The sequence below is a fragment of the Cellulomonas carbonis genome (genome assembly GCF_014636275.1).
GTDB classification, from domain to species: domain Bacteria; phylum Actinomycetota; class Actinomycetes; order Actinomycetales; family Cellulomonadaceae; genus Actinotalea; species Actinotalea carbonis.
In genome coordinates, this window is record NZ_BMEB01000002.1 from 539,827 (window position 1) to 564,614 (window position 24,788).

At 74.6% G+C, this 24,788-nt stretch carries 17 protein-coding genes; 10 read left to right on the forward strand and 7 right to left on the reverse strand.

Translation table 11 applies throughout. The features are described from left to right. Window positions 1-106: 106 nt before the first annotated feature. Together IEV86_RS07665 and IEV86_RS07670 are read left to right on the forward strand one after the other, a co-directional pair. The gene (locus IEV86_RS07665; RefSeq protein WP_043604280.1) at window positions 107-397 is read left to right on the forward strand and encodes a hypothetical protein; all 291 of its coding nucleotides are present in this window, start codon (window positions 107-109) and stop codon (window positions 395-397) included. Window positions 398-429: 32 nt separating this feature from the next. Beyond that, window positions 430-873, forward strand: coding sequence for a hypothetical protein (locus IEV86_RS07670; protein ID WP_152605582.1), 444 nt, complete (start codon window positions 430-432; stop codon window positions 871-873). A gap of 357 nt (window positions 874-1,230) precedes the next feature. Here IEV86_RS07670 and IEV86_RS07675 read toward each other — a convergent pair whose 3' ends face one another. After that, window positions 1,231-1,419, reverse strand: coding sequence for a hypothetical protein (locus tag IEV86_RS07675; RefSeq protein WP_043604275.1), 189 nt, complete (start codon window positions 1,417-1,419; stop codon window positions 1,231-1,233). Between the two features lie 718 nt (window positions 1,420-2,137). Between IEV86_RS07675 and IEV86_RS07680 the strand changes: the two genes are divergently transcribed. The 3 genes from IEV86_RS07680 to IEV86_RS07690 all read left to right on the forward strand — a co-directional run bounded on the left by IEV86_RS07680 (window position 2,138) and on the right by IEV86_RS07690 (window position 5,763). Then, window positions 2,138-3,460 carry a GAF domain-containing protein gene (locus tag IEV86_RS07680; RefSeq protein ID WP_043604273.1) on the forward strand — a complete coding sequence of 441 codons (1,323 nt, stop codon included), beginning with the start codon at window positions 2,138-2,140 and terminating at the stop codon, window positions 3,458-3,460. A gap of 226 nt (window positions 3,461-3,686) precedes the next feature. Further along, entirely contained in the window at window positions 3,687-5,210 is a 1,524-nt protein-coding gene (adh, locus tag IEV86_RS07685) for an aldehyde dehydrogenase (RefSeq protein WP_043604270.1), read from the forward strand. A gap of 112 nt (window positions 5,211-5,322) precedes the next feature. Further along, entirely contained in the window at window positions 5,323-5,763 is a 441-nt protein-coding gene (locus IEV86_RS07690; protein ID WP_043604267.1) for a DUF779 domain-containing protein, read from the forward strand. A 57-nt stretch (window positions 5,764-5,820) separates the two neighbouring features. Here IEV86_RS07690 and IEV86_RS07695 read toward each other — a convergent pair whose 3' ends face one another. Together IEV86_RS07695 and IEV86_RS07700 are read right to left on the reverse strand one after the other, a co-directional pair. Next, complete coding sequence (locus IEV86_RS07695) at window positions 5,821-6,495, reverse strand: response regulator (protein WP_043604265.1); 675 nt, start codon at window positions 6,493-6,495, stop codon at window positions 5,821-5,823. After that, entirely contained in the window at window positions 6,492-7,589 is a 1,098-nt protein-coding gene (locus tag IEV86_RS07700; RefSeq protein WP_081978587.1) for a sensor histidine kinase, read from the reverse strand. Before IEV86_RS07700 ends, IEV86_RS07695 begins: the two co-directional genes overlap by 4 nt. Before the next feature lie 305 nt (window positions 7,590-7,894). On the opposite strand from IEV86_RS07700, the gene IEV86_RS07705 reads away from it, so the two are divergent. Then, window positions 7,895-9,289, forward strand: coding sequence for a TrkH family potassium uptake protein (locus IEV86_RS07705; protein WP_081978586.1), 1,395 nt, complete (start codon window positions 7,895-7,897; stop codon window positions 9,287-9,289). A gap of 75 nt (window positions 9,290-9,364) precedes the next feature. On the opposite strand, the gene IEV86_RS07710 is transcribed toward IEV86_RS07705, so the two are convergent. From IEV86_RS07710 to IEV86_RS07720, 4 genes are all read right to left on the reverse strand, one after another. Then, window positions 9,365-9,661 carry a metal-sensitive transcriptional regulator gene (locus IEV86_RS07710; protein ID WP_043604260.1) on the reverse strand — a complete coding sequence of 99 codons (297 nt, stop codon included), beginning with the start codon at window positions 9,659-9,661 and terminating at the stop codon, window positions 9,365-9,367. Between the two features lie 118 nt (window positions 9,662-9,779). Continuing rightward, the gene (locus IEV86_RS07715; protein ID WP_052425998.1) at window positions 9,780-10,979 is read right to left on the reverse strand and encodes a YibE/F family protein; all 1,200 of its coding nucleotides are present in this window, start codon (window positions 10,977-10,979) and stop codon (window positions 9,780-9,782) included. 86 nt (window positions 10,980-11,065) lie between these two features. Then, complete coding sequence (locus tag IEV86_RS18325) at window positions 11,066-11,182, reverse strand: DUF8730 family Cys-rich protein (protein ID WP_497706742.1); 117 nt, start codon at window positions 11,180-11,182, stop codon at window positions 11,066-11,068. Between the two features lie 107 nt (window positions 11,183-11,289). Beyond that, window positions 11,290-13,026 (reverse strand): FAD-dependent oxidoreductase, encoded by a 1,737-nt coding sequence (locus IEV86_RS07720; RefSeq protein WP_043604257.1) that lies wholly within the window; start codon window positions 13,024-13,026, stop codon window positions 11,290-11,292. A gap of 212 nt (window positions 13,027-13,238) precedes the next feature. On the opposite strand from IEV86_RS07720, the gene IEV86_RS07725 reads away from it, so the two are divergent. The 4 genes from IEV86_RS07725 (at window position 13,239) to IEV86_RS07740 (ending at window position 24,729) form a co-directional block, all read left to right on the forward strand. Further along, entirely contained in the window at window positions 13,239-13,751 is a 513-nt protein-coding gene (locus IEV86_RS07725) for a septum formation family protein (RefSeq protein WP_161784024.1), read from the forward strand. Between the two features lie 153 nt (window positions 13,752-13,904). After that, complete coding sequence (locus IEV86_RS07730) at window positions 13,905-15,365, forward strand: dihydrolipoyl dehydrogenase family protein (protein ID WP_081978584.1); 1,461 nt, start codon at window positions 13,905-13,907, stop codon at window positions 15,363-15,365. 773 nt (window positions 15,366-16,138) lie between these two features. Continuing rightward, window positions 16,139-21,097, forward strand: a complete 4,959-nt coding sequence (locus IEV86_RS07735) for an endo-1,4-beta-xylanase (protein WP_161784053.1) — start codon at window positions 16,139-16,141, stop codon at window positions 21,095-21,097. Window positions 21,098-21,324: 227 nt separating this feature from the next. Further along, entirely contained in the window at window positions 21,325-24,729 is a 3,405-nt protein-coding gene (locus tag IEV86_RS07740) for an EAL domain-containing protein (RefSeq protein WP_052426240.1), read from the forward strand. The last annotated feature ends 59 nt before the right edge of the window (window positions 24,730-24,788 follow it).

The following is a 24,788-nucleotide window of genomic DNA, read 5'->3' on the forward strand; positions in this document are numbered from 1 at the left end:
AAGGGCGTCACTAACCCTGTGCAGCTCAACTCGGCATGTGGCAGACTCGGACTCCGGGCTCTCGCGGAACTGTGAGGGCCTTCGGCGTGGATAGGAGCAGTCCCGGGTGGACGACTTCAAGGTGATCATCGACTCTCTCGGCAACTACACGCTGGGCGCTCTGATGAGCGCGGACGTTGAGTTGGTCCGTGTCTGGTCGGACGAGGTCGACCGCAGCGCCCACATGGAGATCTGCCTGCGTGACGACGACTGGGACTCCAGGGCCAAGGCGATCAAGGCCATGGCTGAGGTGCGCGAAATCTTCATCGACGACTTGGCCCTCGACTACGTCTTCGGCGCGTCGTGCGCAGGGTCCGGCCAGACCGCTGACTCGCGGTCCGCCGTCTTCGCTGCCTGAGCACTGCCGGCTTGATGGGGGCTCGCGGCGCTATGAGCGCCGACGACCATGCCACGAGGGCGCACCGGCACCGCAAAGTTGGCGACGCTCTTGCCGCCGCTGGAGACGAGTGGGCGTTCGTCTGCTTCTTCTACAGCGCCTACCACCTCGTGAAGGCGGCGCTGCTGCTCGACCCGGTGTTCGACGATCCCGATCGGCTGGGCAAGTCGCCAGTCCCCCTGACCGCGGACGACCGGCACGTGTCGAGACACAAGGGCAGGCGTCGCCCGGGCGCACCAGTCGACTGGGGGGTGAATGACCTCGTGGGCACGATCTACCGGTTCATCCGCGACGACTACGAGATGCTTCACCAGCTGAGCATCGAGGTTCGGTACGGGCAGGGCCGGGCGCTCCCGGAACTTGAGGTGGCGGGGCAGGCGCTCAAGCGCATCGAGGACCGATTCGCGGCCGGCTCGCTCAAGGTCACCAACTTCTAGCGCCCGGCAACCCGGGGGATGGCCGGGCTCGCTGCCTCCACGCGAGCGGCCCGCACCACGCGCCAGCGCTGATAACCCGGGCCTCCGAAGCCGGCCTGCGCTCCAACTGCTCATCGAGATGGAGCGCGCCAGGCGCGACTCCTCGAGGCCATCGGCCGCCCCGCTCCGAGCATCGATGAGTGCGCTCCCGCGCCCCGCCCAGGCCGCTGGGGCATTTCGGCGAAGATCCAGTCCTGCATCAGGCTCAAGAAGCGGGCGGCAGCCGGAGAGCACGCGCGGCACTCTCATCCAAGAGGGCGCCCGCGGGTAGTGCCGCTGGAGTGTCGGCCAGGCGGCACTGCCCGTGGCGCGTACCCGTCAGACCACCGCCGCGCGTCCCGGCTTGCGGACCCGAACGATCTCCCAGGTTTGCGCGAGGGCCAGCGCCGCCTCCGCGCTGTGCTTGGGGACCTCACTCCCGCGGTTCATTGCTGTCGCCGCGTCCCGGGCGAGCTCCTGGATGCTGTCGAGGAGCGCCTGCTCAACCTCGTCGCGTCCGGCCATCATGTACCTCCGTTGTCGCCGGCCGTGTGCCGGCCTCGCGGTCGAGACTAAGCGCGACGTCCGACAAGGAGTCGACGGTAACGCGCGGTCCGCAGCTGGCCCGGCCGCGGGTGTCTTGCTGGGGCTGTCCGTCGGGTTGGTCGTTGGGAAGTCCTGTCGCGTCAACCCAGGTGATAAGCGGCCCGTCGCGCGCACGGGCGGCGTGGTTTCCGGGCACGGTCCTTCGGCCGGGACCACGGGTCGGCTGCCGCTCAGGACACACACTCGCTTGATGACGCCGCCGTGCGGGTGATGGCGCGACGACGGTGCTCCGCTGCCACAGCGACGCGAACGCGTGGGCCTGACCCACCACTTACTCATCAAAAACGATGAGAACCGTCGCGATACAACGAGCGTCGAGGTGCGCGCCCAAGCCCGCCGGGCCTGGATGAACAGCGAGAACGCAATCCATCGAGAACTGACGCGATGGTCAACCCTGTATCAGAAGGTTGGGGGTTCGAGTCCCTCCGGGCGCACAGATCGAAGGCCCCTCACCTCGGTGAGGGGCCTTCGTCGTCCCGGGCGTGAGGTGGGTCGGCGGCGTCAGCGGTCCAGCTGTCCGCGGGTCGCGCCGGCCGGGTGCTCGGCGTTGTGGACGTTGACGTAGTGCCGCCGCCGACCGGCCGCGGGTTACCCTGCTCGGGCGTCGCCCCGTCCGGACACCGTCGTCCCGAGGATCCCCATGTCCGCCAGCCCGTGGGTCGCGTGGCCGTCCGGAGCGGACCCGGCCACGTTGGGCGCTCGCGTGCGTGCGGCCCACGACGCGTTCCTCGCCGGCGGTGCGCCCGAGGCCGTCCGACCCGTCGTCCTGGACTCGTGGCGCCGCAGCCGGCGCAGCGGGGTCGACCCGGAGCGCCCGGCCGTCGTCGTCGACCTGCCCGACGACGAGCTCGCGCGCCGCCGCCGCGACCACCCGCTCGCGCCGCTGCTGCCGATCGTGCGGCGCCTCCTGGTGGAGGACGCAGAGTCCGAGGGGCTCGTCGTCGCGCTCGGCGACGCGGACGGGCGCCTGCTCTGGGTCGAGGGGGACCGCACGGTGCGGACCGCGCTCGGCCGGGCGGGCTTCGTCGAGGGGGCGACGTGGCACGAGTCCGTCGCCGGGACCAGCGCGCCGGGGATCGCCCTCGCGACCGACCACGAGGTGCAGGTCTACGCCGCCGAGCACTTCGCGTGCGCGATCCAGCCGTGGAGCTGCTCTGCCGCACCGGTGCACGCGCCCGACGGTCGCGTGCTCGGGGTCCTCGACCTGACGGGTCGCGACGGTGCGGCGTCGCCGCTCGCGCTGAGCCTCGTGCGGTCGGCGGTCGCGGCGATGGAGTCCGAGCTCGCGGCCCGCGCGTTGCGTGACCTCGTCGCGGCCGGGCCGGGCGCGCCGCGTGGGTCGGCTGCCACGGCCGTCCGGTCGCCGTCGGACGCCCCGGCCCGGCTCGACGTGCTGGGCCGGGCGGGTGGGTCGTTGCGACGGGCCGACGACGACGCCGTCGGGCTCGGACTGCGCCACAGCGAGCTCCTGCTGCTGCTCGCGACGCAGCCCGACGGGTGGAGCGCCGACGGGCTCGCGCTCGCGCTGCACCCGACGGGCCTGTCCGACGTGACGGTCCGCGCCGAGGTCTCCCGCCTGCGGCGCGTCGTCGGCGACCTGCTCGGCGGCTCACGGCCGTACCGGCTCGCCGCACCGCTGGTCACCGACCTCGTCGACGTGCGGGCGCTGCTCGACGCGGGCGACGTCGCGGGAGCGGTCCGCTCGTACCCGGGTCCGGTGCTGCCGCGCTCGCAGGCGCCGGGCGTCGTCGCACTCCGCGACGAGCTCGACGCCGAGCTGCGCGCCGCGGTTGAGCACACCGACGACGTCGAGGCCGTCCTCGCGTGGACGCTCCACCCGAGCGGCGCCGACGACTGGGCCGCGTGGCGGCGGCTCACCGGGATCCTGCCCGCGGGGTCGCCCGCCGCGGCCCGGGCCCGCGCCCGCCTGCTGCTCCTGGACCGACGGCTCGGCACCGCCTGACCCGTGGCGTCGTCGTCGGCGGGTGTGCGGAGTGTGACGGTCGGATGGCGACCGGCGGGCTCCGCACAGCGGCCGGCCGGCCGCCCGGTGCCGGCCCGGCCACCCGGCCGCCCGGTGCAACGGTCGTGCAACCCCCGCGTGCCTAGCGTCGGGAGCGCGTCGCAACGGTGCGGCGCGCGGGACGCGCCGTCCGCGGCGCCCCGCCCCTCGGTTCGGAGGTCCGTCCATGACCGTCTACGCCGCCCCCGGCTCACCCGACAGCCTCGTCACCTTCCGCGACCGCTACGACCACTGGATCGGTGGCGAGTGGGTCGCGCCGTCGTCGGGCGAGTACTTCGAGAACCCGAGCCCGGTGACCGGCAGGCCCTTCACGGAGGTCGCGCGCGGCAATGCCGACGACATCGAGCGTGCCCTCGACGCCGCGCACGGCGCCGCCCGCAGCTGGGGCCGCACCAGCGCGACCGAGCGTGCCGTGATCCTCAACAAGATCGCGGACCGCATGGAGGCCAACCTCGAGATGCTCGCGGTCGCCGAGACCTGGGAGAACGGCAAGCCCGTGCGCGAGACGCTCGCCGCCGACATGCCGCTCGCGATCGACCACTTCCGCTACTTCGCCGGTGCGATCCGCGCGCAGGAGGGCTCGATCTCGGAGATCGACGCCGACACCATCGCGTACCACTTCCACGAGCCGCTCGGCGTCGTGGGGCAGATCATCCCGTGGAACTTCCCCATCCTCATGGCGACGTGGAAGCTCGCGCCCGCGCTCGCGGCCGGCAACTGCGTCGTCCTCAAGCCCGCCGAGCAGACGCCCGTGTCGATCCTCGTGCTCATGGAGCTCATCGGGGACCTGCTCCCCGCGGGCGTCGTGAACGTCGTCAACGGGTTCGGCGTCGAGGCGGGCAAGCCGCTCGCGTCGTCCCCGCGGATCCGCAAGATCGCCTTCACGGGCGAGACGACGACGGGCCGCCTGATCATGCAGTACGCGAGCCAGAACATCATCCCCGTGACGCTCGAGCTGGGCGGCAAGAGCCCGAACATCTTCTTCGAGGACGTCGCGCGCACCAAGGACGACTTCTACGACAAGGCCCTCGAGGGCTTCACGATGTTCGCGCTCAACCAGGGCGAGGTCTGCACGTGCCCGTCGCGCGCGCTCATCCAGGAGTCGATCTACGACGGGTTCCTCGCCGACGCGATCGCCCGCACGCAGGCCGTCAAGCAGGGCAACCCGCTCGACACCGAGACGATGATCGGCGCCCAGGCGTCCAACGACCAGCTCGAGAAGATCCTGTCCTACATCGACATCGGCAAGGCCGAGGGCGCCAAGGTCCTCACGGGCGGCGAGCGCGCGCACCTCGGCGGGGACCTCGAGGGCGGGTACTACGTCACGCCGACGATCTTCGAGGGCAAGAACTCGATGCGGATCTTCCAGGAGGAGATCTTCGGCCCGGTGGTCGCGGTCACGAGCTTCAGCGACTACTCGGACGCGATCCACACCGCGAACGACACGCTCTACGGGCTCGGTGCGGGCGTCTGGTCGCGCGAGGCGAACATCGCGTACCGCGCGGGTCGCGACATCGAGGCGGGTCGCGTGTGGACGAACTGCTACCACGCATACCCCGCGGCGGCGGCGTTCGGCGGGTACAAGGGCTCCGGCGTCGGCCGCGAGAACCACAAGATGATGCTCGACCACTACCAGCAGACCAAGAACCTGCTGGTGTCGTACTCGGGCCAGAAGCTCGGCTTCTTCTGACCGGACCGCTGGGGGAGACGGCCGGCCGGTCCAGGGGGCACCGGCCGGCCGCGCACCCGGGAGAGCAGGTACGGGTGGGGGAGCGGGTACGACCAGCTCGAGGAGGAGCCGCATGACCGAGGACGTCCAGCGGGTCGACCTGACGCCCGCCGCGGCGGCGCTGCTCACGCGGCTGCGCGCGCGGCACGGCGACCTGATGTTCCACCAGTCCGGGGGGTGCTGCGACGGCTCGTCGCCGATGTGCTACCCCGACGGCGACTTCCTCACCGGGGACGCCGACGTCCACCTCGGCGACCTCACGGTCCGGCCCGACGGCGGTGCGGGCGACGGCGACGGCGACGAGGACGCCGGCGACGGCGTGTTCACCGTCCCGGTCTGGATGAGCCGCGCCCAGTTCGAGTACTGGAAGCACACGCACCTGACCATCGACGTCGTCGAGGGACGCGGTGCCGGGTTCTCGGTCGAGGCGCCCGAGGGCGTGCGGTTCCTCATCCGCTCGCGCCTGCTCACCGACGCGGAGTCCGAGCAGCTCCTCGCCCGCGGCGAGCGCTGACGCCGTCGCGCCGGCGGCAGGGACCGGCGCCGGGCGCCACCGACGGACCTCAGGCGGTCACACGACGAAGCGGTAGCCGACGCCGGGCTCGGTGAGGATGTGGCGCGGCGACGACGCGTCGTCCTCGAGCTTGCGGCGCAGCTGGCCGACGTAGACGCGCAGGTAGTTGGTCTCCCGTGCGTACTGCGGCCCCCACACCTCGCGCAGCAGGTCCCGCTGCGTCACGAGGTCGCCGGGGGAGCGGAGCAGCACCTCCAGGACGTTCCACTCCGTCGGCGTCAGGTGCACGGTCGCCCCGTGCCGCTCGACGCGGCGCGCCTGGCGGTCGACGACGAGCCCACCGGTGCTGACGACGGCGAGCCGGTCGGACGGCTGCGCGCGGCGCAGGGCGGCGCGCAGGCGCGCGAGGAGCTCCTCGATGCCGAACGGCTTGGTGACGTAGTCGTCGGCGCCCGCGTCGAGCGCCAGGACCTTGTCGTCCTGCGTCGTGCGTGCCGACAGCACGATCACCGGGACCTCGGAGGCGTCCCGCAGTGCGCGGACCACCTCGACGCCGTCGACGTCGGGCAGGCCCAGGTCGACGATCGCGACACCGGGCGGGTCGGCGGACGCACGGGCGATCGCCTCCGCGCCCGTCGCGGCGACGTGGACCTCGTACCCGTGCGCGCCGAGGCTCACGCGGAGCGTCCGCGCGAGCGCGGCGTCGTCCTCGACGAGCAGGAGCGTGGTCACCGCGCCGCCCGGGGCAGGTGCACCGTCATGGTGAGGCCGCCGCCCGCCGTCGTGCTCGGCACGACCGTCGCACCCATCGCCTCGGCGAAGCCGCGCGCGATCGCCAGGCCCAGCCCGACGTGCGAGCCGGCGTCGCGGTCGTCGAGCCGCTGGAACGCGCCGAACACCTCGTCGCGCCGCTCGAGCGGGATGCCCGGGCCGTGGTCGACGACGTCGAGGCGGACGTGCTCGTCGTCGGCGTCCGCGCGCACCTCGACCCGGCCGTCCGGCGGGCTGAACCGGACGGCGTTCTCGACGAGGTTCTCGACGACGCGCTCGAGGAGGCCCGCGTCGGCGAGCACGAGCGGCAGGTCGTCGGGCACGTCGACGTCGAGGGAGGGCAGGTGCTCGCGCAGCACGGCCCGGCCGACGACCTCGTCGAGCGCGACCGGCGCGGGCCTCGCCGTCACGGCGTCCGACCGCAGACGGGACATGTCGAGAAGGTTCGTCACGAGCCGGGTGAGCCGGTCCGTCGACTCCTCGATCGTGCCCAGCAGCTCGTCGCGGACGTCCGTCGGCCACGTGACGTCCGGCTGGCGGAGGCTGCTCACGGCCGCCTTGGTGCTCGCGAGCGGCGTCCGCAGGTCGTGGCCGACGGCCGCGAGGAGCGCGGCGCGGGCCCGGTCCTCCGCGGTGAGCTCACGCGTGCGTGCGACCTCGGCGTCGAGCGCCTGCTGGTACCCGAGGCGGTCGCGCGCCGCGAGCTCGACGACGGCGGCGACGACGATCGCGGCCGCGGCGAAGACCGCGAGCTCGACGACGCTGTCGCGGCTGTCGACGGCGAGGGTGTGGAACGGCGGGGTGAAGAACCAGTTCGCGAGCATGAAGGACACCGCCGCGGCGAGCAGCCCGGGCACGAGCCCGCCGAGGGCCGAGACGACGACGACCGCGAACAGGTAGAGCAGCAGCACGCTGCCCAGCGCGAGCCCGTCGCGCAGACCGAGCAGCACGACGGTCGCGAGCGGCAGGCCGACCGCGGTCGTGACGACGGCGGTGAGGGTGCGCGCGGGTGCCACCGCGGCGCGTGCGGGGGCGACGAGCCGACGTGATCGCACGCCGTCAGGGTGGCACAGGGGGATCGGGTCGACGGCGCTGGGACGCGCGGTCGGGGCGTCGGCGGGTGCCCCGCAGGGTCGCTCCTGCGGGCCTCCGCGGGCGCCGGGCGCGCGTCCGCCGCACGTCTTGACGAAACCTTGACGCCCGTCTGGGCCCTGGGGCGTCGTCGTCGGGCCCCGGCGTTCCTAGGCTCGTGCGGCGCCCTCCTCGCGAGGTCGGCCCGACGTCGCGCCGCGCGATCCAGCCCGCCGCTCGTCCAGCCCCCCGCCGGCTCGGCCAGCCCGTCCGTCCGAGGTGTCCGTCCATGGTGCTCCACAGCGGTGCCGACGACCTCGGCCTGCTCGACGACTTCCGCGGTCCCGCGCGGTCCGGCGGACGGGCGATCAACCCGTGGCGCGCGATCGTCGGGGCGTTCGGCGTCGGCCTCGCCGTCGGGACAGGTCTGCTGCTCCTGCCCGTGGCGCGCTCCGGACCCGGCGGGGCGTCGCTCGTCGAGGCGCTCTTCACCGCGACGTCGGCGCTGTGCGTGACGGGCCTCGCGGTGGTCGACACCGCGACGTACTGGTCGCCGTTCGGCCAGGCCGTCGTCCTGCTGCTCATCCAGGCGGGCGGCTTCGGGATCATGACGCTCGCGTCGATGCTCGGCCTGCTCGTGTCGCGTCGGCTGGACCTGCGCTCGCGCCTGCTCGCGACGGCCGAGACCAAGAGCCTCGGCATGGGTGACGTGCGCGCGGTGCTGCTGGGTGTGGCGCGGATCAGCCTCGTGGTCGAGGCCGTGGTCGCCCTCGTGCTCACGGTGCGCTTCGCGACGACGTACGGCGAGCCCCTGGGCCGGGCGGTCTGGCTCGGCGTCTTCCACGCCGTCTCCGCGTTCAACAACGCCGGCTTCGCGCTCTTCAGCGACAGCCTCGTCGGGTTCGCGACCGACCCGTGGATCTCCGTCACCGTGGCGGTCGCGGTGATCCTCGGCAGCCTCGGCTTCCCCGTGATCATCGAGCTGCTGCGGCAGCACCGCCGGCCGCGGCGCTGGAGCATCCACACGCGTCTCACGCTCGTCATGACGGGCGTCCTGCTGGTCGGGGGGAGCCTGTTCGTCACCGTCGCCGAGTGGCGCAACCCGCTGACCCTCGGCGCGCTCGACCCGGCCGGGCGGGTCCTCGCGGGCTTCTTCCAGGGAGTCATGCCCAGGACCGCCGGGTTCAACAGCGTCGACACGGGCGCGATGAACGACGGGACCCTGCTGGCGACCGACGTGCTCATGTTCATCGGCGGCGGGAGCGCGGGCACCGCGGGCGGGATCAAGGTCGGCACGTTCGCCGTGCTGCTCCTCGCGATCCTGTCGGAGCTGCGCGGGGACCCCGACGTCAACCTCTTCGACCGCAGGCTCGCGCCCGAGGCGATCCGCCAGGCGCTCTCGGTCGCGCTCCTCAGCGTCGCCGTCGTCATCGGCGCGACGCTCGTCATCGCGACGACGAGCGCGTGGGACCTCGACGAGGTGCTGTTCGAGGTCGTGTCGGCGTTCGCGACCGTCGGCCTCTCGACCGGGATCACGGCCGACCTCGCTGTCGGTCACCAGCTCCTGCTCGTGGTGCTCATGTTCGCGGGCCGGCTGGGTCCGGTGACCTTCGTGTCGGCGCTCGTGCTGCGTCAGCACGGCCGGCTCTTCCACCTGCCCGAGGGCAGGCCGCTGATCGGCTGAGCGACCGACCGGGGCGGCCGGGGCGCCGAGGAGGGGCTGCTCGGCCTGCGGGCGGCTCAGCCGCCGCGGCCCGGCTCAGGCGAGCGAGAGGAAGAGCTTCTCGAGCTTGGCCACGTCGAGGCGGGGCTGCTCGCCCTCGCCGCCGTCGGCGACCGCAGCGCCGGCAGCGGGCTCGGTGAGGCACTGCCGCATGCCGGACGCGATGATGGCGAAGCCGGCGCGGTCGAGCGCGCGCGAGACGGCGGAGAGCTGCGTGACGACGTCCTCGCAGTCGCGGCCCTCGTCGAGCATGCGCACGACCGCGGCCAGCTGGCCCTGGGCGCGCTTGAGGCGGTTGACGACCTTGGTCATCTCGTCGCGGTCGAGCTCCACGTGTCCTCCTGGGACGGGTCGGCCCCCCCGTGCAGGGGGCCGGGGGCGGTCGGGGTGGTCGGGCGGGCGGGCGAGGGGGGCGCCGGGAGGGCCGGCAGAGCGCACGGCCCGGGATCCACTATACCCCGGCGGGTATCGGTTCGGGGGTGTCGTGCCGGTCGGCCGGCGCCGCGACCAGTGCTCGCGGGCCCGCCACGAGCGCGGCGATCGCCGTCGTGACCGGGATCGCCAGGACGAGGCCGATCGAGCCGACGAGCGACCGCGCGACCTCCTCGGCGATCTCGCCGGACCCGACGACGTCGACGAGTGCGCGGTCGCTCATCGCGACCAGCAGGACGAGGGGGAGCGCCGCCCCGACGTACGCGAACGCGATCGTGTAGACCGTCGACGCGATGTGGTCCCGGCCGATCCGCATCGCGCGCGAGAAGACCGTCAGGCGGCTCGCGTCCGGTGCGGACGCGCGCAGCTCCCACACCGCCGAGGCCTGCGTGATCGTCACGTCGTTGAGGACGCCGAGCCCCGCGAGGACGAAGCCGCACAGGACGACACCGCTCAGTGGCATGGACGGCGCGAGCTGGATCAGGTCGAGGGCGTGCTCACCGCCGAGGCCGTCGAGCCGGGCCGCGCCGGTCGCCCAGGCGGCGATGCCCGCGGTGAGCGCCACGCCGACGAGCGTGCCGAGCAGCGCCGTCGTCGTCCGCGCCGAGAAGCCGTGCGCCAGGTACAGGACGACGACCATGATCCCGGACGCCGAGACCACCGCGACGGCGAGCGCGGGCCGGCCGACGAGGAGCGCGGGGAGCGTGAACGTCCCCAGGACGGCGAGCGAGAGGCCGAGGCCGACCAGCGACGCGAGCCCACGCAGCCGGGCCACGGCGACCACGAGCACCGTCATCACGACGGCGAGCGCGAGGAGCGACGGCGTGCGGACGTGGTCGACGAAGACGTACCCGGGCCCGGTCCCGATCATGTCGGGCGGCAGGGACAGCACCCGGATCTCGTCACCGGCCCGCAGGGCGTCGACCTGCTCGGGCGGGACGTGGACCTGGACCTCCTCGCCGCCGTCGCCGCCGATCACGACGTCGAGCACGGGCTGCGGGTCCTCCGGACCCTGCGAGACGCCGGTCACCGTCGCCGTCGCGTAGGCCGTCCCGGGCGCCGTCGTCGTCAGCTCGGGCCGCGGCTCGTCGCCGGGGCGGAGCAGCCACGCGCCGACCGCGGTCGCGAGCAGCACGGGGACGAGGACGACGGCGAGGACGGCGCGCGCCCGGCGGCTCGCACGCACGGGGGTGTGCGGGTGGCTGTGCGGGTGGCTCATGGCACCGCAGGATCCCTCACGTGCGTGCGAGCGCCGGGACGCGCGCCGTCGTCGTGCGCGCGTGTCGGCGCGCGCACGTCACCGCCTCAGCGGCAGGTGCAGCGCTGCGGCGCGGGCACGCTCGCGAGGACCGCGTCGGCGTGCATGCCGCAGCCGGTCCAGGTGGTCTTGCCGCAGCGGGAGCATCGGGCGGGGCTGCACATGGGTGTCTCCTTCTGGTGGGGGCGGCGCGGGTGCGCCGGGTGGGATGGCGTCGTGGGCGACGCCGTGGCGCGGGTGCGCCGGGTGGGTGGCGCGAGGCGCCGGGGGGTCAGGCGTCGACGGGCTCGGGCGTGGGGTCGAGCAGCTCGGGCCGTGCGGCCGTCAGCGTGAGCCAGCCGCCCGAGAGGTTCCGGGCGTCGAGGCCGGCCGCGAGCAGGACGCGCGTCGCGATGTAGGAGCGCACGCCGCTCGCGCAGTGGACGGCGACGGGACGGCCGGCGGCCGCGGTGCGGACCTCGTCGACGCGGTCCCGCAGCTCGGTGTGCGGGATGTTGAGGGCGCCGTCCAGGTGCCCACGCGCCCACTCGCCGCGCGACCGCACGTCGAGCACGAGCGCCGTGGCCTGCACCTCGTCGAGGTCGGCGGCGTGCCACTGGGGCATCGTCCCCTCGAGCACGTTCTGTGCGACGAAGCCGAGCATGTTGACCGGGTCCTTCGCGGACCCGAACGGGGGCGCGTACGCGAGCTCGAGCTCGGCGAGGTCGTCCGCGGTCATGCCGGCGCGCAGCGCGGTCGCGAGCACGTCGATGCGCTTGTCGACGCCGGCCCGCCCGACGCCCTGGGCGCCCAGCAGCCGCCCGTCGGGCGCGAAGCTCGCCACGAGGTGGACCTGCTCGGCCCCGGGGTAGTAGCCCGCGTGGTGCGCGGGGTGGATGCGGACGACCTCGTGCGGGATGCCGGCGCGCTCGAGGGACGCCTGGCTCGCGCCGGTCACGGCCGCGGTCAGGTCGAACACCCGCACGATCGCCGTGCCGAGCACCGCGGCCTGCTGCGTCGTGCGCCGGCCGAGCATCGAGTCGGCCGCACGGCGACCCTGGCGGTTCGCCGGGCCCGCGAGCGGCACGGGGCCGACGTCGCCGGTCACCGCCTGCACGACCTCGACCGCGTCGCCGACCGCCCAGACGTGCGGGTCGGACGTGCGCTGGTCGGCGTCGACGCGGATCGCGCCGCGCGCGCCGAGCTCGAGCCCGGCGTCGCGCGCGAGGTCGCTCGCGGGGCGCACCCCGACGTTGACGACGACGACGTCGGCGGGCAGCCGCGTGCCGTCGGACAGCGTGACGACGACCGACCCCTCGTCCGTGCCCTGGCCGGTTGCCGGCGTGACGCTCGTGGCCGAGACGCCCAGGTGGAGGCCGACGCCGTGCGCGCCGAGCTCCTCCGCGAGCAGCGGGGCGAGCTCGGCGTCGAGCGGCGGCAGGACGTGGTCGGCGAGCTCGACGAGCTCGACCTGGAGCCCGCGGACGGCGAGCGCCTCGACGGCCTCGAGGCCGATGAACCCCGCGCCGACGACGACGGCGCGCGCGCCGGCCGGGAGCGAGCCGACGCGCGCGAGGAGCCCGTCGAGGTCCGGGATGGTGCGCAGCGAGTGGACGGCGGGCAGGTCGAGCCCGTCGACGGGCGGCCGCACCGCGACCGCGCCGGGCGCGAGGAGCAGCGCGTCGTACTCGAGCTCGTACGCGCCGTCCGCGGTCTGGACCGAGACGGTGCGGCGCTCGCGGTCGATCGACGTGACGCGGCTGCCGGTGCGCACGTCGAGCGCGAGCGCGGCGCGCAGCGACTCGGGCGTGTGCAGCAGGAGGGAGTCGCGCCGCTCGATCTCACCGGACAGGTGGTACGGCAGGCCGCAGTTGGCGAACGAGACGTACTCGGACTGCTCGAGGACGACGATCGAGGCGCTCTCGTCGAGGCGGCGCGCGCGGGCAGCGGCGCTCATGCCTCCGGCGACGCCCCCGACGACGACGACGCGTCGCGGCGCAGGGGAGGACGACGTAGTGGTGGTGGGCATGCGACGAAGATACCCCCCGGGGTATGGGTTCGCAAGTCTGCAGGGGCCGCCCCTATCGGCCGGACGGGTGGTCCGCGCCGCGGCCCGTGCGTGCCCACGCACGCCCCGCGTCGAACGCCGGTGGGGCGGTGTCCACCGCCGGTAGCGTTCTCGCGCCGTTCGGAGGTGTGCCACCGGTCGCGGCACCCGACCCGCACCCGAAGGAGACCCCCGTGCGCACCACCCAGCGGCTCGCCGCGCTCGCCGCCGCGTCCACCCTCGTCCTCATGACGTCCGGCTGCGCCGTCGCCGACCTGCTCGGCGGGGCCGACGAGCCCGTGCGGGACGCCTCGGGCGAGATCGTCGAGGCGGCCGACGCCGACGCCTTCTCGATCCGCGTCGGCGACTGCCTCGAGACCACCGAGGCCTTCGCCGAGGCGACCGAGGTCGAGTCCGTGCCCACGGTCCCGTGCGGCGACCCGCACGACGCCGAGGTCTACGCCACCACGCTGCTCGACGACGGCGACTTCCCCGGCGACGAGGCCGTCGCCAAGAAGGCCGACGAGCTCTGCTACGGCGAGTTCGAGGCGTTCGTGGGCCTGCCGTACGAGGACTCCGCGCTCGACTTCACCATGCTCTACCCGTCCGAGCAGTCCTGGGACCTCATGGACGACCGCGAGGTCGTGTGCATCCTCGTCGACCTCGACGGCGGGGTCACCGGGTCCATGGCGGCCGCGGGGCGCTGACGCCGGGACCGCCGTCCGGCTGCCGTCCGGCCCGCCGCTCTGCCAACCGGCTGGCCGCCGTCACGTCCGCCGTCTCCGGGCACCTGGTGACGCGCGCCGCGCACCGGCATAGCGTGCGGTGACGGTGGCGGCTGCGGCGGCGGAGGGACCACGATGAGCGCGAGCGGCGACGGGCACGACGACCAGGGCGGCGGCGGGGTCCACGACGACCAGCGCCCTCCCGGCGCGGGCCGTCCCGACGCCGAGGGCGGGACCGAGTACGACGTCGTCGTCATCGGCATGGGGCCGGGCGGCGAGCACGTCGCCGGGACGCTCGCCGAGGCCGGGCTCCGTGTGCTGGGCGTCGAGAACCGGCTCGTGGGCGGTGAGTGCCCGTACTGGGCGTGCGTGCCGACCAAGATGATGGTCCGTGCCGCGGGTGCGCTCGCCGAGGCGCGCCGCGTGCCCGGGCTCGCAGGTGGGCTCGGCGGCGTGCGGCCCGACTGGTCGGACGTGCACGGGCGGATCCGCGACGAGGCGACCGACGACTGGGACGACGCCGTCGCCGTCGACCGGTTCACCGGCAAGGGCGGCACCCTCGTCCGCGGCACGGGGCGGCTCGTCGGGCCGGGGCGCGTCGAGGTCGACGGCGTGCCGTACACGGCGACGCGCGGCGTCGTCGTCGCGACGGGGTCGGCGCCCGCCGTGCCGCAGGTCGAGGGGATCGGCGACGTCCCGTACTGGACCAACAGGGAGGCGACCGAGGCGGCCGGCCTCCCCGCGTCCGTCGTCGTGCTGGGCGGTGGGCCGGTGGGGTGCGAGCTCGCGCAGGCGATGCTGCGGTTCGGCGTGCGCGTCGACCTCGTCGAGCGCGGTGAGCGGTTGCTCGCGCGCGACGAGCCCGAGGCCGCGGGCGTCGTCCGGGCGGCGATCGAGGCCGACGGCGGGACGGTGCGCACGGGCGTCGCGGCGCGGCGCGTGCGGCGTGGCGGGGACGGCGTCGTCGTCGAGCTCGACGGCGGCGAGGAGGTGACCGCCGAGCGGCTGCTCGTCGCGACCGGTCGACGCGTCGACGTCGCGGGGGTCGGGCTCCCGTCCGTCGGGGTGCCCGCCGACGCGCGGACCGCGGACGTCGACGAGCGCGGACGGGTCGCCGACGGCGTGTGGGCCGTCGGGGACGTCACCGGGGAGGGAGCGTTCACGCACGTCGCGATGCACCAGGCGCGCGCCGTCGTCGCCGACGTCCTCGGCCGCGAGCACCCGCCCCTGCGGTACCACGCGCTCCCGCGCGTGACGTTCACCGACCCCGAGGTCGGGACCGTCGGGCTCACGGAGCGGGAGGCGCGGGACCGGCTCGCGCGCGTGGCCGTCGGCGCGGCCGACGTCTCGTCGTCGGCGCGCGGCTGGATCCACGGGCCCGGCAACGAGGGCCTGATCAAGCTGGTCGCCGACGCCGAGCGGGGTGTCCTCGTCGGTGCGACGAGCGCGGGGCCCGTCGGCGGTGAGGTGCTCGGCCTCCTCGCGCTCGCGGTCCACGCCGAGGTCCCGATCGGCGCCCTCCGCTCGATGATCTACGCGTACCCGACGTTCCACCGCGGCATCGAGGACGCGCTCGCGGCGCTCGAGGAGCGCTGACCCGGCCGGTCCGGGGGGCGGCGGCGGTCGGGGGACGCCGGTTCGTGGGCGCGGCGGCGGTCCGGCGGGCGGCGGCGGTCCGGGGGGCGCCGGTTCGTGGGCGGCGCCGGCTCGCCGCGGCGGGTCGACGCGGTCCGCGGAGGCCGGCCGGTGCGTTCCGCACGAGCCGCTGGCGGTCAGTCCGCTCTGCGGGTGCGGTCGGTCGGTCGACGGGGTCCGCGCCGTCCGGGCCGCCGGGCGGGCGCGGGTGCGGCGTCGGAGGGGTTGTGCGGATCCGGTCGGTCGGATGCCGTTCGACAGGTCCGCACGGTGTGGGCGGCCGCGCGGAAGGCCCGTCCCGGCGCCGGGTGGGCGCTGTGTGAAGTGTTCGGGTCGGAATGCGGCCCGAACTCTTCGCGTAGAGCGCTCGCGGGCTGGGGGGTCGGGGGTCGGTCAGTCCGCTCCGCGGGTGCGGTCGGTCGGATGCCGGTCGACGGGTCCGCACAGTCCGGGCCGGCGGGCGGGAGGCCCGCCGGCCGGCCCTACCGGCCCGCCGGCCGGCCCTACCGGCCCGCCGGCCGGCCCTACCGGCCCGCCGGCCGGGCCTACCGGCCGAGCTCGCCGCCCGAGCCCGCCGGCAAGCCCGCCCGGCGCCTGAGCCCGGCCCCCGGCCGGCGAGGCCCGACACCGTTGTCGACATCGTTATCGAGATTCTTTGTTCAATCCATATACAAACCGCCGGCGCGCTTCCTAGGGTGACCTCGACCACCAACCGTGATCGCAAGGGAGCGATGATGACGCCGGTCAGGACGGCCATCAGCAGGTGGGGGACAGGGCTGCTCGCCCTGGTCCTCGCGGGAGGGGCGGCGCCGACGGCGTTCGCGGCCCCCGCACCGGAAGGGGAGACCGCGGCCTCGCAGGAGGCAGCGGCCGCCGAGGTCGCGGCAGCTGCCGCGGTGATCAGCACCGACTTCGAGGACGGGACGACCGCGCCGTGGACGGCCAGCGGTGGGCCGTCGCTCGAGGTCGTCGACGTCGACGGCGGGCGCGCGCTGAGCGTCAGCGACCGCACCGCCGGCCACGACGGCATCGAGACCTCGCTCACGGGCGTCCTCACGCCCGGCGAGGAGTACACGTTCAGCTTCCGCGCGCGGCTCGCGGACGGCACGGAGGGTGCGTCGTCGATGCACCTCACCGCCGTCGAGCAGGGCACGGGCGACCCCGCGTACGTCTGGATCGGCGGCGGGGCCGACGTCACCGCGGCCGGCTGGACCGACGTCACCGCGACGTACACGCTCCCGGCGGGCCTCGACTCCGCCAAGGTCTACCTCGAGGGCGCGGCGATCGACGGCGCGTTCCCGGGCTACCTCGTCGACGACCTCGTCGTCACGGGCCCGGCCGACGGCGGCGACGGCGGCGACGGCGGGGGCTCCGGCACCGTCGTCGTCGGCAGCACGTTCGAGGGCGACCTCGACGGCTGGACCGCGCGCGGCGACGGCAGCGCGACCGCGGCGCTCGTCGCGGGCGGCCACGAGAGCGACGGCGCCCTCCAGGTGACCGGCCGCACGCAGACCTGGAACGGCGTCCAGCGCACCGTGGCCCTCGAGGCCGGCGCGACCTACGACCTGTCCGTGTGGGTGCGGATGGCCGACGGCGAGCCCACGTCGCCCGTGACGCTCAGCGCCGAGCTCGACGTCGAGGAGAACCCCTGGACGAACATCGCGACGGCCTCCGCCGTCGGCCCGGGTGCGTGGACGCAGATCAGCGCGACCTACACCGTGCCGGCGCAGGGCGTGCGGCTGCTGTACCTCGAGTCGTCGAACGCGACGGCGTCGTTCCTCGTGGACGACGTGCGCGTCACCGCGCAGGAGGTCGCCGTCGAGCCGCTCACCCCGATCAAGGACACGGTCGACTTCCCGGTCGGCGTCGCGATCGACGAGCGCGAGACCACCGGTGCGCCGTCGGAGCTGCTGCTGCGCCACTTCGACCAGATCACCGGCGAGAACCACATGAAGCCGTACGCGTGGTACGCCGAGGACCGCACGTTCCGGCCCGACCCGCAGGCCACGGCGCTCATGGAGTACGCCCAGGCGAACGACCTGCGCGTCTACGGCCACACGCTCGTGTGGCACAGCCAGACGCCCGACTGGTTCTTCCAGCGCGCCGACGGCACGCCCCTGACGACGAGCGCGGCCGACCAGGAGGTGCTGCGCGAGCGCATGCGGACGCACATCTTCGCGGTCGCCGAGCACCTCGCCGAGACGTACGGGGAGTTCGGGAGCGCGACCAACCCGCTCGTCGCGTGGGACGTCGTCAACGAGGTCGTCGCCGACCAGGGCGGTGACGACGGCCTGCGCCGCAGCGAGTGGTACCGCGTGCTCGGCCCGCAGTTCATCGACCTCGCGTTCCGGTACGCCGACGAGGCGTTCAACACCACGTACGCGGCCGACGGCACGGACCGTCCCGTGACGCTCTTCATCAACGACTACAACACCGAGGACGCCGGCAAGGCCCAGCGCCTCCTCGCGCTCGTCGAGCGGCTGATCGCCGACGGCGTGCCGGTCGACGGTGTCGGCCACCAGTTCCACGTCAGCCTGAGCCGCAGCGTGGGTGACCTCGAGGCGGCGATCGAGCTGTTCGCGGACCTCACGACGGCCGACGGCGACCCGCTCCTGCAGGTCGTCAGCGAGCTCGACGTGACCACGGGCACGCCGGTCACGCAGCGCAACCTCGTCGAGCAGGGCTACTACTACCGCGACGTCTTCGCGATGCTCCGCGAGCACGCGGCCGAGCTGTACTCGGTCACCGTGTGGGGCCTCACGGACGGACGCAGCTGGCGCGTGGACAGCGGCGCCCCGCTGCTGTTCACCGACGCGCTCGCCGCCAAGCAGGCGTACTACGGCGTGGCCGAGCCCGAGAACCTGCAGCCGCGGCAGCAGGCGGCGAACGTCTTCCGCGGCGACGTCGCGCTCGACGACGCGGCGCCCGACGCCGACGTGTGGGGCCTGCTGCCGCAGGTGCGCGTCGGTGAGGACGCGGGCTTCGGTCTGCGCTGGGCGCCCGACCACCTCACGGTGCGGGTCGAGGTCGCGGACGCGACCGACGACGCGACCGACGCCGTCGAGCTGCTGCTCGAGGGCGGCTCGGTGACGGTGACCCGCGACGACGCGTCCGGCGACGACCGCGTGGTCCGCTCGACCGACGAGGGGTGGGTCGCCGTCGTGCGGCTGCCGCTCGCGGAGCCCGTCGCGGAGGGCTCGACGCTCTCGCTCGACGTGCGCGTCACCGACGGCGCGACGACGACGGCGTGGAACAGCGAGGGCGCCGTCGGCACCCTGACGCTCGTCGAGGAGCTGTCCGTGACCGACGTCGTCGCGGCGGATGCGGCGCCCACGGTCGACGGCGTCGTCGACGACGTGTGGGCCGACGCGCAGACGTTCTCCACGCACACGCAGGTCCAGGGCGAGCGGGGGGCGTCCGCCGTCGTGCGGACCCTGTGGCACGGGGACCGGCTCTACGTGCTGGCGCGCGTGAGCGACCCGGTCCTCGACGCGTCGGCGTCCGACCCGTGGGAGGACGACTCGGTCGAGATCTTCCTCGACACGGGCAACGTCAAGAACGGCTCGTACCGCTACGAGGACAACCAGCTGCGCATCAGCTTCGAGAACGTGCGCTCGTTCGGCACGGGTGACGAGGCGTACCAGGACGCGCGGCTCGAGAGCGCGACCGACGTCGTCACGGGCGGCTACGTCGTCGAGGCGGCGATCGAGCTGGGCGACGCGGGCGGCCTCGGCTCCGTCCACGGTCTCGACGTGCAGGTCAACGACGCGGCGGACGGCTCGCGCACCTCGGTGCGCACGTGGGCCGACCCGACCGGCCTGGGCTACCAGAGCCCGAGCCGCTGGGGTGTCGCGCGCCTGGTCGACGAGGCGTCCGCGCCGTACCGGCCGGGCGTCGTGACGGTCACGCCGTCGCGCGTGCACGCCGACTGGCGCGTCGCGCCGCTCGACCCGACGTGCGTCCCGGTCGCGGGCACCGCCGGCGTCCCCGAGGACGCGACGGGCGTGGTCCTCAACGTCACGACCGTCCGGCCCACGGGTCCGGGGCACGTCGTCGTCTACCCGGGTGGGCCGACGACGCTCACCCGCGTCCCGAACGGGTCGACGGTCAACTTCGAGCCCGGCAAGGACGTCGCGAGCTCGTCGTTCGTCGGCCTGGCCGACGGCGAGGTCTGCTACGTCACGCGCGGCTCGCGGGCCGGCGTCCTGCTCGACGTGACGGGTTACGTCACGGCCGACTCGGGCGTCGTCACGCAGGCCCCGCGCCGGCTGCTCGACACGCGCCCCGGTCCGCTGCGGATCGGCGACCTCGACGGCCTCGCGCCGCGCGAGGAGCACACGGTCCAGGTCGTGGGCGAGGCGCGGGTGCCCGAGGGTGCGACCGGTGCGCTCGTCACCGTGACCGTCGTCCGACCCACGTCGGTCGGCAACCTGCGGGTCTACCCCGAGGGTGGCGACGTGCCGGTCGCGTCGACGATCAACTACGTGCCCGGTCAGGACAAGGCCAACGCGACGCTCGTCGCGCTGCCCGAGTCGGGCCGGATCACGCTGTGGTCGGACTCGTCGGTCGAGGTCGACGTGGTCGTGGACGTCGTCGGCTGGGTCCAGCCCGGGGCGTCGCTCACGCCGGTCCCGCCCGTGCGCGTCGTCGACACGCGTCCCGGCTCGCAGACGGGTCCGCTCAGCGGCCCGCTGACGGGCCGCACGGCGCACTCGGTGCAGCTCGCGGACCTCGGTCCGCTGCCCGTGGACGCCACGACGGCGGTGCTCAACGTGACCGCCGTCCGCCCGACGACGATCGGCAACCTGCGCGTGTACCCGGACGCCGCCGGCGGCGGGAGCACCCCGCCCGACGCGTCGTCGGTGAACTACGTGCCCGGTCGGGACATCCCGAACATGGTGGTCGTCGAGATCCCGGCGAGCGGGGTCGTGACGTTCTGGTCCGACGTGCCCACCGGCGGGCAGGTGCACCTCGTGGTCGACGTCGTCGGCTACGTCGCCCCCGAGCAGCCGACCGTCCCCGAGGAGGAGCCCGTGCCCACCGACCCCGACGTCGTCCCCGGGGGTGCGGTCGACCCGACCGCCACCCCGGTCAGCGCGGCGCGTGGCGACGGCGACGTCGCGGCGCTGACGTTCGACGACGGGCCCAACCTGGGCGAGACCGAGGAGGTCCTCGACCTGCTCGCGGAGCACGACATCCAGGCGGTGTTCTGCGTCATCGGGCAGAACATCGAGGCCGCCGGCGGTGCGGAGATCCTGCGCCGGATCGTCGACGAGGGCCACACGCTCTGCAACCACACCACGTCGTACGCCGACATGGGCTCGTGGACGCCGGCGCAGGTCCAGGCCGACCTCGTCGAGAACCTCCGGATCATCCGCGAGGCGCTCGGTGACCCCGAGGCGCCGGTGCCGTACTTCCGCGCGCCCAACGGGTCGTGGGGTCGCACGCCCGAGGTCGCCGTCGCGCTCGGCATGCAGCCGCTCGCGGTGACGAACACCATCTCGGACTGGGAGACCCAGGACGAGGCGACCCTCACCGCGGCCCTGCGCGCTGCGATGGTGCCCGGGGAGCTCGTGCTCGTGCACGACGGCGGGGGCGACCGCGCCGGGACGGTCGCGGCCGTCCGGACGGTCGTGACCGAGCGGCTCGCGGACGGGTGGACGTTCACGCTGCCCGTCGGCGGCGCGGAGTAGGAGGCCGCCCCGAGAGGGCAGCACGGAGCAGGCGACGGCCGTCGGGAGCGCATCCCCGGCGGCCGTCGCCGTCCCCGGCGCCGCCTCACCCGGGTGATCTCGGGACACGGAGGCTCAAGCCGAGCGCCACCGCGCCGATGGGCAGGGCGAGCCGCGGTGACGACCGCGACCGGGCAACGACGGCCCCCGCCGCGACCCGCCAGACCCAGCTCCGACGAGGTGAGCAGATGGCCGTGCGGCCGTTGACGGTCCTGGCCCTTGCGCGCAGCACGAGCGGCTTCTACTTCGGCGGGCTCCTCGCGGGACTCAACCGCGAGGTCGCGGCGCAGGGTGGGCGACTCGTCGTCGCGCAGACGGTCGACCCGAACGACGAGGCCGACCGCGTCGTCCAGCAGCCCCGCTTCGACGTGCCGGTCGCGTGGGACGACGTCGACGGCGCCGTCACGATCTCGCTCGCGGTCGGTGCGCCGCTGCTGGTCCGGCTGCGCGACGCGGGCCGACCCGTGGTCCTCACGCACGCGATCGACGGCTTCACCGCCCCGATCGTGCTCCCGAACAACCACGGCAGCGCCTTCGCCGCCGTCGAGCACCTCGTCGCGCACGGCCACCGGCGCATCGCGTGGGTCGGCAGCCTCGCGCAGGCGGACCTGCGCGAGCGGTTCGCCGCGTACCGCGAGGCGCTCGCGCTGCACGGCCTGCCGCGCGGGGACGACCTGTGCTTCTCGGGCGGCGAGCGGCAGGAGGCCGCGGGGCGCGCGGCGGCGGACCGCATCGCGGTCGCGGCCGAGCGGCCGACCGCCGTCGTCGCGAGCAACGACCACACCGCCCTCGGGCTGCTCGAGGGCCTGCGAGCGCACGGGCTCCGCGTCCCCGAGGACGTCGCCGTCGTCGGCTTCGACGACATGGAGGCCGGCGTCTTCGCCCGGCCGTCGCTGTCGAGCATGAGCCTGCAGTTCGAGGACGTCGGCGCGCTCGCGGGGCGTCTCGTGCTCGCGGCGATCCGTGGCGAGCGCGTGCCCGAGGACCCCCAGGTGCCCGCGTCGGCCGTCCTGGCGCGCCGCGAGTCCTGCGGGTGCGGGCACCGGATCCTCGCGCCGCGGTCCCCGGGTGCGGTCGTCCCCGACGCGTCGTGCGACGTGCTCGCCGAGGAGGTCGGCGAGCTCCTGCAGGACGCGTTCGCGCACGGCCTCGGCAGCCACCCCGCGCCCGACGACGCCGCCGGACTCGACGCCGTCGGCGCGATCGTCGCGGGGGCCAGCCCGACCCCGGAGCAGTCCCGTGCGGTGCTGCGCGTCGTCGACCGGCTCGCGCCGCGTCCCGAGCTGCTGCACCGGGTCGCGAACGCGCTCATCGAGCACGTCGGGCGCTGCGGACCGGTCAGCGACGGCACCGACCGCAGCGACGGCACGGATGGCACCGACGGCACGGACGGCACGGACGGCACGGACGGCACCGTCCCGCCGCTGGTCACCGCGCTGTGGCACCGCCAGGCCGAGGCGTTCCTGAGGCGGTCGCACGACCTCGAGCGGCTCCTGTCGGAGCAGCTGCGGATCGCGTCGGGCCTGCTGCACACGTCGGCGGTCGACCCGCGCGACCTCGCGTGGCTGTCCGGGACGCACGTGCGTGCGGGCGTGCTCGCGCTGTGGTCGGGCGACCCCGCCGACGGGCGGCTCCAGGTCGCGGGCGTCTACGACCCGCAGGGTGCGCTGCACGACGCCGTCGGCGACCGGTACGAGGTGCGCTCCTTCCCGCCGCGCGCGCTCGTCGACCTCGCGGTGCCCGCCGACGGCGGCGCGTGCTTCGTCGTCCCGGTGGGCACGGGCGAGCGGCAGTGGGGCCTGCTCGCGCTCGTCGGCGACATCGACCCGACCTCGTCCCAGGACCACTACCACTACTGGGCCGCGCTGCTGTGCTCGGCGTTCGAGGAGGAGCAGGTCGAGCTCGCGCGGCGGGCGAGCGAGCAGCGCTACGCGCAGGTCGCGCGCGCCGCGAACGACGGTCTGTGGGAGGTGGACCTGCGCACGCGCGTGCTCGTGGGGTCCGAGCGGTTCCACGAGCTGCTCGACCTCCCGGCCGGGACGCGGATGCGCGTGCGGGAGTGGCTCGACCGGATCCACCCCGACGACCGGGGCGAGATCGAGCGCGCGGTCCTGCGCGCGATCGAGCAGCCCGACGTCGCGCAGGAGCGCGAGTTCCGGGTCCGGCGCGGCGCGTCGTGGCGCTGGGTGCTCGGACGCGGCCTGGGGCTGATGACGTCCGACGGCGGCATGAGCGTCGTGGGATCGCTCTCAGACGTGCACGAGCGCAAGGAGCTCGAGGAGCAGCTGCGGCGCGGTGCGCTCTACGACGCGGTCACGGGGCTGCCCAACCGTCGTCTGTTCCTCGAGCGTCTCGGCATGGCCGTCGAGCAGACGCGCCGCCGCAGCGGCACGCGGTACGCCGTGATCTTCATGGACCTCGACGGGTTCAAGCTCGTCAACGACACGCTCGGGCACCTCGTCGGCGACGAGCTGCTCACGGTCGTCGCGGACCGGCTGCGCGGCGAGCTGCGCGCGGTCGACACCGCGGCGCGCTTCGGCGGCGACGAGTTCGCGGTGCTGCTCACCGACCCGGTCCCGGACGAGGTGCTCGTGATCGCGCAGCGCATCCAGCGGCGGCTCGCGGAGCCCGTCGTCCTGCACGGCCAGGAGGTCTCGGTCACCGCGAGCGTCGGGATCGCGACGTCGGAGTCCGGCTACGCCGAGGCGGAGGACGTCCTGCGCGACGCGGACACCGCGATGTACGACGCGAAGGCCGCGCAGCGCGGGTCGGCGTCCGTGTTCGACCGCGAGATGCACGTGCGCGCCGCGAGCCGGCTGCGGGCCCGGGCGGAGGTGCGGGCCGCGCTCGCCCAGCGGGAGTTCCGGGTGCACTACCAGCCGGTCGTCGCGCTCGACGGGTCGCCCGTGCGCCACCTCGAGGCGCTCGTCCGGTGGGAGCACCCCGAGCGCGGCCTGCTCCTGCCGGGTGCGTTCCTGCCCGACATGGAGGACAACGCCTCGATCGTCGCGCTCGGCGCCTGGGTGCTCGACGAGGTGTGCCGGCAGCTCGCGGCCTGGGCCGCCGAGGGCCTGCGGCCGAGCGTCTCGGTCAACGTGTCGCACCAGGAGTTCTGGTCGCGGTCGCTCGTCGACGACGTCGCCGCGGCCCTCGCGCGGCACGGCGTGCCCGCGGAGCAGCTCGTCGTCGAGATCACCGAGTCCGTGATCATGACCGACGCGTCCGCGGCGCGGGCCGTGATGACCGCTCTGCGCGCGCTCGGCGTGCGGCTGCACGTCGACGACTTCGGCACCGGCCAGTCCTCGCTGCACGCGCTGCGCGACTTCCCGGTGGACGCGCTCAAGATCGACGGGTCGTTCGTGCGGGACGTGGGTCGCGTCGAGCAGACGACCCAGCTCGTGCGGATCATCGTCGAGATGGGTCAGGTGCTGGGGCTGGACGTGATCGCCGAGTGCGTCGAGGAGCAGGCCCAGGCCGACCGGCTCCGCGAGATGGGCTGCACCGACGCGCAGGGTTTCCTCTTCGCGCGGGCGCTCCCCGGTCCCGAGGCCGAGGCGATGCTCGCCGACCGGACCGCGGTCGTCGTCGGCTGAGGGCCCGGCCGGGACTTCGGAGGCCGTCGGGCGCGGCGCGGCGCGGTGGGCGGGCGGCG

Coding starts and splice junctions, on each gene's coding strand:
- IEV86_RS07670 (WP_152605582.1), top strand. CDS start 430: ATGAGCGCCGACGACCATGCCACGAGGGCGCACCGGCACCGCAAAGTT.
- IEV86_RS07675 (WP_043604275.1), bottom strand. CDS start 1,419: ATGATGGCCGGACGCGACGAGGTTGAGCAGGCGCTCCTCGACAGCATC.
- IEV86_RS07680 (WP_043604273.1), top strand. CDS start 2,138: ATGTCCGCCAGCCCGTGGGTCGCGTGGCCGTCCGGAGCGGACCCGGCC.
- adh (WP_043604270.1), top strand. CDS start 3,687: ATGACCGTCTACGCCGCCCCCGGCTCACCCGACAGCCTCGTCACCTTC.
- IEV86_RS07690 (WP_043604267.1), top strand. CDS start 5,323: ATGACCGAGGACGTCCAGCGGGTCGACCTGACGCCCGCCGCGGCGGCG.
- IEV86_RS07705 (WP_081978586.1), top strand. CDS start 7,895: ATGGTGCTCCACAGCGGTGCCGACGACCTCGGCCTGCTCGACGACTTC.
- IEV86_RS07715 (WP_052425998.1), bottom strand. CDS start 10,979: ATGAGCCACCCGCACAGCCACCCGCACACCCCCGTGCGTGCGAGCCGC.
- IEV86_RS18325 (WP_497706742.1), bottom strand. CDS start 11,182: ATGTGCAGCCCCGCCCGATGCTCCCGCTGCGGCAAGACCACCTGGACC.
- IEV86_RS07720 (WP_043604257.1), bottom strand. CDS start 13,026: ATGCCCACCACCACTACGTCGTCCTCCCCTGCGCCGCGACGCGTCGTC.
- IEV86_RS07730 (WP_081978584.1), top strand. CDS start 13,905: ATGAGCGCGAGCGGCGACGGGCACGACGACCAGGGCGGCGGCGGGGTC.
- IEV86_RS07735 (WP_161784053.1), top strand. CDS start 16,139: ATGACGCCGGTCAGGACGGCCATCAGCAGGTGGGGGACAGGGCTGCTC.
- IEV86_RS07740 (WP_052426240.1), top strand. CDS start 21,325: ATGGCCGTGCGGCCGTTGACGGTCCTGGCCCTTGCGCGCAGCACGAGC.